The 7,685-nt window shown below is 62.8% G+C and carries 8 protein-coding genes; 2 read left to right on the top strand and 6 right to left on the bottom strand.

All coding sequences use genetic code 11. The features are described from left to right. Nucleotides 1-702: alpha/beta hydrolase (locus tag VNZ93_RS10485; protein ID WP_325703989.1), on the top strand; the 702-nt coding region annotated here is incomplete at its 5' end. A gap of 23 nt (nt 703-725) precedes the next feature. Here the strand turns inward: VNZ93_RS10485 and VNZ93_RS10480 are convergent. The 5 genes from VNZ93_RS10480 to VNZ93_RS10460 all read right to left on the bottom strand — a co-directional run bounded on the left by VNZ93_RS10480 (nt 726) and on the right by VNZ93_RS10460 (nt 6,250). After that, nucleotides 726-893 (bottom strand): hypothetical protein, encoded by a 168-nt coding sequence (locus tag VNZ93_RS10480; RefSeq protein WP_325703986.1) that lies wholly within the window; start codon nt 891-893, stop codon nt 726-728. Nucleotides 894-895: 2 nt separating this feature from the next. Then, a complete protein-coding gene (locus VNZ93_RS10475) occupies nt 896-1,084 on the bottom strand; it encodes a hypothetical protein (protein WP_325703983.1) in 189 nt (62 codons plus the stop codon). Between the two features lie 114 nt (nt 1,085-1,198). Next, entirely contained in the window at nt 1,199-4,000 is a 2,802-nt protein-coding gene (gene fdhF / locus VNZ93_RS10470) for a formate dehydrogenase subunit alpha (protein ID WP_325703980.1), read from the bottom strand. Beyond that, nucleotides 3,997-4,428: an endonuclease domain-containing protein gene (locus VNZ93_RS10465; protein ID WP_325703977.1), complete on the bottom strand. Its 432-nt coding sequence runs from the start codon at nt 4,426-4,428 to the stop codon at nt 3,997-3,999. The genes fdhF and VNZ93_RS10465 overlap by 4 nt, the downstream gene beginning before the upstream one ends. Nucleotides 4,429-4,516: 88 nt before the next feature. Then, nucleotides 4,517-6,250, bottom strand: a complete 1,734-nt coding sequence (locus VNZ93_RS10460; RefSeq protein WP_325703974.1) for an NAD(P)H-dependent oxidoreductase subunit E — start codon at nt 6,248-6,250, stop codon at nt 4,517-4,519. 111 nt (nt 6,251-6,361) lie between these two features. Here VNZ93_RS10460 and VNZ93_RS10455 point away from each other — a divergent pair, with 111 nt between their 5' ends. Then, entirely contained in the window at nt 6,362-7,258 is an 897-nt protein-coding gene (locus VNZ93_RS10455; protein ID WP_325703971.1) for a LysR family transcriptional regulator, read from the top strand. A gap of 90 nt (nt 7,259-7,348) precedes the next feature. Here the strand turns inward: VNZ93_RS10455 and VNZ93_RS10450 are convergent. Then, a partial coding sequence (locus tag VNZ93_RS10450) for a glutathione binding-like protein (protein WP_325703968.1) occupies nt 7,349-7,685 on the bottom strand: 337 nt, incomplete at its 5' end.

Here is a 7,685-nt window from a genome sequence, read left to right as displayed (position 1 = left end):
GGCTGGGTGGACGCGCTGAAAGACAGGAAGCGCATTATCCGTTTCGATCTTCCGGGCTTCGGGCTGACCGGGCCCTCCCCTGACAACACCTATTCGGTCGACAACGACGTCCGCCTCATGTTCGCATTGCTCGACAAACTTGGCGTGCAAACCTGCATCGCCGGCGGCAACTCACTCGGCGGCGCCGTGGCCTGGCGCGCCGCGCTCGGCGAACCTGCGCGCGTTGAAAAGCTGATCCTCGTCGATGCGGGCGGCTATCCGTTCCACTCGACATCGGTGCCGATCGGCTTTCAGCTTCTGCGCATTCCCGGCGTGAACTGGCTGCTGCAGCACACGCTGCCGCGCTTCCTTGTCGAGCAGGGCGCGCGCAACGTGTTCGGCGATCCGGATCGCGTGAAACCGGAGATGATCGAACGCCCGATCCAGCTGACGCAGCGCGAGGGCAACCGCAAGGCCCTGATCGAACGCGCCAGGCAGCGGCCGACCAAAGGCTTCGCGTATCGCATTCCCGAACTGAAGCTGCCGACGCTGATCATCTGGGGCGGACGCGACCGCCTGATTCCGCCCGACGATGCGCGCCGATTCCATAGGGATATTGCCGGATCGACCCTCGCAATCTTCGATGATCTTGGCCACGCGCCGGAGGAAGAAGATCCGGAGCGGTCGGTCGTGCCGGTCAAGACGTTTCTGGGGATCGAATAGGTCGACGCCTTCAACGATCAGCGTCAGGAATCCCGGTTCGTTACCTTTTCGGCGCGAGCTGCGACTTCCGCCCGTTCCAGATAGCTGCGGCCCATTTCGGCATAGACCTTCATCTGCGCCTGGTCCTTGCACTCCGCTGCATCCTCGAAGCACTTGCGTGCGAGATCGAGAAAACGCTCGCTGTCGCGCATGGCTATTGGTCGTTCGGTGCAGCCACCGAACGCCGCGGATGGATCTCGACGACGGCCGACAGCAGGTCAGCGCGTTCGAGCCAGGCTAGGCCGCGCTCGGCCTCTGCGCGCATTTCGGCGATGGACGTAGCCGCGGCGGCGTTCCGAAACGCCCTGCGTGCCCGTTCGAAGTTTTCGTCAGCGTCGGCCATGGCTCTGCTCCCCCAATGTTGGAAGGTAGCAGGGTCCTCACCTGACGCTTTGAGCTGGATCAAGCGGCCGGACATCCGGCACCCTGCCGGATATGCCCCTGCCGCTGGCCGAGGCTACTCCGCCGCTTCCTGCAACGGGATCGCTTCCACCTTCGCCGCGCAATACTTGAATTCGGGGATCTTCCCGAACGGATCGAGCGCCGGATTGGTAAGGAGGTTCGCCGCCGCCTCGACATAGGCGAACGGAATGAACACCACGCCGTCCGGCACCGCGTCGTCCTGACGCGATTGCAGTTCGACCGAACCGCGTCGCGTCGAGACCCGCACCATATCGCCGGGCCGGATACCGAGCTTCTGGATCGTGCCGCGCGAGAGCTGCGCAATCGCGGTCGGTTCGATCGCATCGAGCACGGTGGCCCTGCGTGTCATCGAGCCGGTGTGCCAGTGTTCGAGCTGACGCCCGGTCGAGAGAATGAACGGGTATTCGTGGTCCGGCGTCTCGTTCGGCGGCGTCAGCTTCGCCGCAACGAGCTTGCCGAAGCCGCCCGGACGCGGGAAGCCCTTGTCGAACACGACGTCGCGGCCCGGCTTGTCCGGCGCATCGGCCGGATAGGTCACCGCATCCTCGCGCTCGACCCGCTCCCACGAGATGTTGTCCAGCGCCGGCATCATCGATGCCATTTCCGGATAGACGTCGCGCGGATGCGTATAGGTCCAGTCCAGCCCCATGCGCTTGGCAATCTCGATGGTGATCCACCAGTCTTCGCGCGCATCGCCCGGCAGCGGCAGCGCCTTGCGGCCCATCTGCACCTGACGATTGGTGTTGGTGACGGTGCCGTCTTTCTCGGGCCAGGCCGATGACGGCAGCACGACGTCGGCATAGACCGCAGTCTCGGTGAGGAAGATGTCCTGCACCACGAGATGCTCAAGATGCGCCAGCGCCTCGCGGGCATGGTTGAGATCGGGGTCCGACATCGCGGGGTTTTCGCCCATGATGTACATGCCGCGGATCACGTCGGCATGGATCGCATCCATGATCTCGACCACGGTGAGGCCGCGCTTGGGATCAAGCTGCACCTTCCACTTCTGCTCGGCGGCGGCGCGGAACTCCGGATTCTCCACCGACCTGTAGTCCGGGAAGAACATCGGGATCAGGCCCGCGTCGGAGGCGCCCTGCACGTTGTTCTGTCCACGCAGCGGATGCAGGCCGGTGCCCGGCCGTCCGATCTGGCCGGTGATCAGCGACAGCGCAATCAGGCAGCGCGCATTGTCGGTGCCGTGAGTGTGCTGCGACACACCCATGCCCCAGAAGATGATGGCGCTCTCGGCGCGCGCGAAGGTGCGCGCGACTTCGCGCAGCACATCGGCCTCGATGCCGCAGATCGGCTCCATTTCTTCCGGCGTGAACGCCTTGATGTGCTCCTTGAACGCATCGAAGCCTTCGACATAGGTCTGGATATATTGCTGGTCATACAGCTTCTCTTCCACGATGACATTCAGCATCGCGTTCAGCATCGCGACGTCTGTGCCATTCTTGAACTGCATCATCTTCCAGGCATGGCGCTTCATCGCCGTGCCGCGCGGATCCATAATGATCAGCTTGGCGCCGCGCTTGGCAGCCTGCTTGAAATAGGTTGCCGCGACCGGATGATTCTCGGTCGGATTGGCGCCGATCACGATGATGACGTCGGAATTCTTCACCTCGTTGAAGGTGGCCGACACCGCGGCCGAGCCGACGCCTTCAAGCAGCGCCGCAACGGACGACGCGTGGCACAGCCGCGTGCAGTGGTCGACGTTGTTGGTGCCGAAGCCGGTGCGGACCAGCTTCTGGAACAGATAGGCCTCTTCATTCGAGCATTTGGCCGAGCCGAAGCCAGCGAGTCCCTTCGGACCGTGCTGTTCGCGGATCTTCAGGAAGCCCTGCGCCGCCTTGTCGAGCGCCTCTTCCCAGGTCGCTTCCCGGAAATGCGTCCACGGATTCATCGGATCGATGAATTCATGCGGGATCTTCGGCACGCCTTCCTTGCGGATCATCGGCTTCAGGATGCGCTGCGGATTGTGCACGTAGTCGAAGCCGAAGCGGCCCTTCACGCAGAGCCGGTTCTCGTTCGCAGGCCCCTCCTTGCCGGTGACATAGAGAAGCTTGTCGTCCTTGATGTTGTAGGTGAGCTGGCAGCCGACACCGCAATACGGGCAGACCGAATTGACCTGCTTGTCGGGATAGCCGGTGCGGACGTTGTTCTCGTCGACGAGCGATGAGGGCATCAGCGCGCCGGTCGGGCAAGCCTGCACACATTCGCCGCAGGCGACGCAGGTCGATTGACCCATCGGGTCGTCGAAGTCGAACACGATCTTTTCGTTATGTCCGCGGCCGGCCATGCCGATCACGTCGTTGACCTGCACTTCACGGCAGGCGCGGACGCAGAGATTGCACTGGATGCAGGCATCGAGATTGACCGCCATCGCAACATGGCTGCGATCGGGCGCCGGCATTTTCTCGCGCTCGGGGAAGCGGCCGGTCTCGATCCCCATCTTGTCGGCCCAGGTCCAGAATTTGGAAATGGGATCGTGCGCCTCGGTCTTTCGATCAGGCTGATCGGACACCAGGAGATCGAACACCATCTTGCGCGCGGTTTCGGCGCGATGGTTCGAAACATTGACCTTCATGCCCTCGGTCGGCTTGCGGATGCAGCTTGCCGCCAGCACGCGTTCGCCCTCGATCTCGACCATACAGGCTCTACAATTGCCGTCGGCGCGATAACCGGGCTCTGGCGAGTAACAGAGATGCGGGATCTCGATGCCTTCGCGCCTGGCGACCTGCCAGATCGTCTCGCCCTCGCAGGCGTGAACATCACGCCCGTCGAGCTTGAAGGTGATGCAGGTCTCGCCGTGCAGATGCTTCGGGTTCTCGGTCATGATTGCAATCCATCGGCTCGCGCCGGCGTGCCCCCCTCCCCCTTGTGGGGAGGGGTTGGGGGTGGGGTCTTCTTGTCGGTCCGCGCGGCGAGTATTGCTTCGCCGACACTGCGCGGGGCTTTCAGAACGTCCGCGTTCCAGAAACGCAGCACGCGATAGCCCTGCGACCGGAGCCAAATCGTGCGCTGTTCGTCATAAGACAATCGGCGCTCCGCATGCTGACTTCCATCGATCTCGATGACCAGCTTGCCATCATGCCATGCGAAATCAGCGATATAGGCGCCTATCGGCGCTTGCCGTCGGAAATGCATGCCGAACGGCTTCAGCGTTCGCAGTATATGCCACATGCGGCGCTCAGCATCGGTCGGCGCGCGACGCATGCGCTGCGCGTGCTCCCGGGTCCGCTTTGCTATGGCCGAATGCGGCATCTCTCGTTCCTGCAACAACCCCACCCCGGCGCCTTCGGCGCCACCCCTCCCCACAAGGGGGAGGGGTAGAACCGCGGCAAGTCCTATTTCACCAACCCTTCAGAGGCTTTTTCAGATCCTCAGGGAAATGTTTCATCACGCTCTGCAGCGGGTTGGGCGCAGCCTGGCCAAGTCCGCAAATCGAGGCATCGCGCATCGCCGTTGAAAGTTCGTTGAGCAGGCTCTCGTTCCAGGGCCCCTGCTCCATCAGCTTCACGGCCTTCTCGGTGCCAACGCGGCACGGCGTGCATTGGCCGCAACTCTCGTCCTCGAAAAACTTCATGAGATTGAGCGCGACCGCTTTCATGTCGTCCTTGTCGGACAGGATCACGACCGCATGCGATCCGACGAAGGACCCGTGCGGTTCGAGCGTGCCGAAATCCAGCGGGATGTCGGCCATGCTTTCCGGCAGAACGCCGCCGGATGCACCGCCAGGCAGGAAGCCCTTGAACTCGTGACCGTCCTGCATGCCGCCGCAATATTCGTTGATGAGTTCCCGCATCGTGATGCCGGCCGGCGCGAGCTTCACGCCGGGATTGTTGACCCTGCCGGACACCGAGAACGAGCGGAACCCCTTGCGATTGTGGCGTCCCTGTGAGGTGAACCATGTCGCGCCGCTGGTGATGATGTCGCGCAGCCAGAACAGCGTCTCGACGTTCTGAACGAGCGTCGGGCGCCCGAAGATGCCGACCTGCGCCACATAGGGCGGCCGATGCCGCGGCAAACCGCGCTTGCCCTCGATCGATTCGATCATCGCGGATTCTTCGCCGCAGATGTATGCGCCAGCGCCGCGCCGCAGATGAATCCTGGTGTGCGGCGTGAGCCCCGCGGCTTCGACCTTCTCGATTTCCTCGAGCAGCATCAGCCGCAATTCGGGATATTCGTCGCGGAGATAGAAATAGATCTCCTTCGCCTCGACCACCCAGGCGGCGATCAGCATGCCTTCGAGAAAGCGGTGAGGATCGCGGCCAAGATAATAGCGATCCTTGAATGTGCCGGGCTCGCCCTCGTCGCCATTCACGGCCATCAGACGCGGGCCTTTTTCCGCGCGCACGAATGTCCATTTGCGGCCGGTCGGGAAGCCCGCACCGCCAAGCCCGCGCAGGCCGGAATCGTCGACAGCCTTGATCATCTCCTCGCGCGTGCGAGCGCCATCAAGGCATGACTTCAGAAGCGCGTAGCCGCCTTCCGACCGATAGATCTCGAACGACTTGCCCGGCGTAGCAGCATGCGCGTGCTCGTTCTTCTTCACCGCCTCGGCGACCTTCGCGACATCCGCGTGGAAGGTTTGCACGTGACCGACAGCAACCACCGGCGCAACATCACAAGCGCCCATGCACGGCGCGCGAATGACGCGAACGTCGGTTCCGTATTTTGCCGTCAGATCTTCAAGCAGTCGCTCGGAACCGGCCATGGCACAGGAGAGTGAATCGCACACGCGCACCGTGATCGCCGGCGGCGGAGTTTCGCCTTCCTTCACGACATCGAAATGCGCGTAGAAGGTTGCAACTTCGTACACCTCAGCCAGCGCGAGCTTCATCTCGGCGGCGAGAGCAGCGAGATGAGCAGCCGACAAGTACCCGTACTTGTCCTGGATCAGATGCAAATGCTCGATCAACAGATCGCGGCGGCGCGGCCGATCGACCAGCAAAGCCTGAATTTCGGCCAGGGCGTCGGTATCGACCTGCCGCCCCTTCGGGGTCTGCCTGGCGCGGCGACCGCGCCCTCCGGAACCATCAAAACCTGTGGGCCTGGAACGGGTTAATGTGTCTGTCGAGGTCATGGCGCACCTTCGCGAAGCGGCCTGTTTAGAACAATCCCCAACTCCCAATTCCATGATAGAGTTTTTCTATCGTTCCTTGCGCCCCCATAGGAATACGTTATTATTTATACCATGCTCGATAAGCTCGAATACCTGATGGCACTGGCGCGCGAGGAGCATTTCGGCCGCGCGGCCGATGCGTGCGGTGTGACACAGCCGACGCTGTCAGCGGGTATCAAGCAGCTTGAGGAAACACTTGGCGTGTTGCTGGTGCGGCGCGGCTCCCGCTTCATCGGATTCACACCGGAGGGCCAGCGCACGCTCGACTGGGCGCGCCGCATCGTCGGTGACAGCCGCGCGATGCGTCAGGAAATCGCTGCGCTGAAAAAGGGCCTCGCCGGACGTTTGAAGATCGCCGCGATTCCGACCGCGCTGGCGATGGTCGCCGCCATCACGACGCCGTTCCGCGCACGGCATCCCGATGTCCGCTTCACGATCCTGTCGCAGACATCGATCCAGATCCTGACGCATCTCGAAAATCTCGAGATCGACGCCGGCATCACCTATCTCGACAACGAGCCGCTGGGCCGGGTCAACACGGTTCCGCTTTATCAGGAACGCTACCAGTTGCTGACGTCGCACGACGCGCCGCTCGGCAACCGCGAGCGCGTGACCTGGGCGGAGGTCGCGCAGGTGCCGCTCTGCCTGCTGACGCCGGATATGCAGAACCGGCGGATCATCGACGACTTGCTGCGCGCGGCAGGTGGCAGCCCGCATCCGACGCTGGAATCGAACTCGGTCGTCGTGCTGTTCGCGCATGTGCGGACCGGACGCTGGGCGACGGTGATGCCTTCAAAGCTCGCCGAAACACTCGGCCTCACCGACACCATTCGCGCGATTCCGATCGTCGATCCCGAAGCGGTGCATACGATCGGCCTTGTCGTGCCGGCGCGCGAGCCGATGACACCGCTGACTGCGGCGCTGGTCGCCGAAGGCAGACGGATGGGGAAGGAAATGGGCGAAGCGTAAGGCAAGGTCCGCTCGTCCCCGCGAAAGCGGGAACCCATCAAGCACCGGATTCCCCCTTTGCGGAAATGAGCGGACTTTAGAAATCCCGGCTCACGCCACCTTTACGTCCATGTGGCGGAACATCACCTTGCGCGCTTCATCGTCCATCTCGGTCTTGAAGGCGTGGCGATCCTTCAGCGCATTGGCGATCTTCGCCGCCGGACGCGCACTGATCTCGTCGATCAACCGCTTGAGATTGGGAAACTTCGTCCACATGTCGTCGCCGGCCACGAACGGCGCCATGCGCGCCCAGCCCCACAACGCCATGTCGACGATCGTGTAGGTCTCGGCGACCATGTATTTGCGCGTGGCAAGCCGCGCATCGACGACGCCGTAATGCCGCTGCGCTTCGTACACGTAGCGGTTCACCGCATAGTCCGACCCGTCT

Origin of the sequence: Pseudorhodoplanes sp., assembly GCF_035565795.1 — a bacterium.
Lineage (GTDB): Bacteria > Pseudomonadota > Alphaproteobacteria > Rhizobiales > Xanthobacteraceae > Pseudorhodoplanes.
Note: the sequence above shows the minus strand (reverse complement) of the source record. Positions and strands in the feature narration are given on the sequence as shown.